We start from the raw sequence: 1,436 nt of genomic DNA, 5'->3' as shown, positions 1-1,436 counted from the left end.
CCTAAGATCTAGATCGATCTGCAACCAAGGAACAAATAAGGAGAGGTTCTTTGCTTTCTGTTTCTTAAAAAACAAACGGCTTCTCAAAACTAAACTGCTTATCAAACACCAAATTGCTTCTCAAACTAAAGCCAGAGCGTCTACTTTTTTATTCTCGCTATAAATAAAAAACCCTGCCGAATCGGCAGGGCTTTTGAATTCAGCTTGAAAGCTAGTATAAATAATCTAATAAAAGATTAAATTACTCAGCTTCGATGCTTACAAACTTACGGTTTTTAGGACCTTTTACTGCAAATTTCACTTTACCTTCAGTAAGAGCGAAAAGAGTATGGTCTTTACCGATGCCAACGTTTGTGCCAGCGTGGAACTTAGTACCACGTTGACGAACGATGATGTTACCTGCAAGAACAGATTCACCACCAAAACGCTTAACACCAAGACGTTTGCTTTCTGAATCGCGGCCGTTATTAGTAGAACCGCCAGCTTTTTTATGTGCCATTGTTAAACTCTCCTAATACTTAAGCGTTAATGCCAGTGATTTTCACTTCTGTGAACCACTGACGGTGACCAGCTTGCTTACGCGAGTGCTTACGACGACGGAACTTAACGATTTTTACTTTATCGCCACGACCGTGTTGTACTACTTCTGCAGTAACCTTGCCACCTTCAACAAGAGGTGCACCAACAGCGATTTCTTCGCCGTTAGCAACAAGAAGAACTTTATCAAATTCTACAGTTGCACCAGTTTCAACGTCTAATTTCTCTAAACGAAGTGTTTGACCTTCGCTTACTCGGTGTTGTTTGCCACCAGATTGGAAAACAGCGTACATATTTTACTCCGCTTTTTCCGCACAGCCTATGGTTGTTAATTCTACAACTCGGGTGTGCGCTAAACTAATCAATAGGGCGCAGATTCTACGGGAATCATGCCGCTATGACAAGCCATATTTTTAAAATATTGGCGAAAACATGTTCGCCAAAGAAAAGTGCGGCAATGATGCCTTTAAGTGATGTATTAATCAACGTTTTTTAGTGTATTATTCAACAATTAAATACAACGTATAAGCCTTACAGGGTCTAACTTCAGCCGGATGAACAATGGATTTTAAAGCTATCCAAACGCTTACTGCCAATGATATGGCAAAAGTGAATGAAACAATTCAAGCCCAACTTAATTCTGACGTAAGTTTAATCAACCAGCTTGGTTTTTATATCGTTAGCGGTGGTGGCAAACGCCTACGCCCTTTGCTTGCTCTTTTATCAGCTCGTGCACTTGGTTACCAAGGTGAAGCTCACATCACCTCAGCCGCTTTTATTGAGTTTATCCACACAGCAACACTGCTTCATGACGATGTTGTCGACGAATCAGACATGCGACGTGGCAAAGCTACAGCGAATGCGGCTTTTGGTAATGCAGCTAGCGTTTTGGTTGGTGA

Annotated in this window: 3 protein-coding genes; 1 reads left to right on the top strand and 2 read right to left on the bottom strand. The window is 41.3% G+C overall.

Annotation, left to right across the window (positions count from 1 at the left end; translation table 11 throughout):
* Window positions 1–241: 241 nt before the first annotated feature.
* Both rpmA and rplU read right to left on the bottom strand, forming a co-directional pair.
* A complete protein-coding gene (rpmA, locus tag AB4496_RS25795) occupies window positions 242–499 on the bottom strand; it encodes a 50S ribosomal protein L27 (protein ID WP_004735905.1) in 258 nt (85 codons plus the stop codon).
* 19 nt (window positions 500–518) lie between these two features.
* Complete coding sequence (gene rplU, locus AB4496_RS25790; RefSeq protein WP_004740823.1) at window positions 519–830, bottom strand: 50S ribosomal protein L21; 312 nt, start codon at window positions 828–830, stop codon at window positions 519–521.
* Window positions 831–1,098: 268 nt separating this feature from the next.
* On the opposite strand from rplU, the gene AB4496_RS25785 reads away from it, so the two are divergent.
* The coding region (locus AB4496_RS25785; RefSeq protein WP_372132703.1) for a polyprenyl synthetase family protein at window positions 1,099–1,436 on the top strand (338 nt) is incomplete at its 3' end.

Origin of the sequence: Vibrio sp. 10N.222.46.A1 (assembly GCF_041473595.1) — a bacterium.
GTDB classification, from domain to species: Bacteria; Pseudomonadota; Gammaproteobacteria; order Enterobacterales; family Vibrionaceae; genus Vibrio; species Vibrio tasmaniensis_A.
This window is presented reverse-complemented; position numbering and strand designations above follow the sequence as displayed.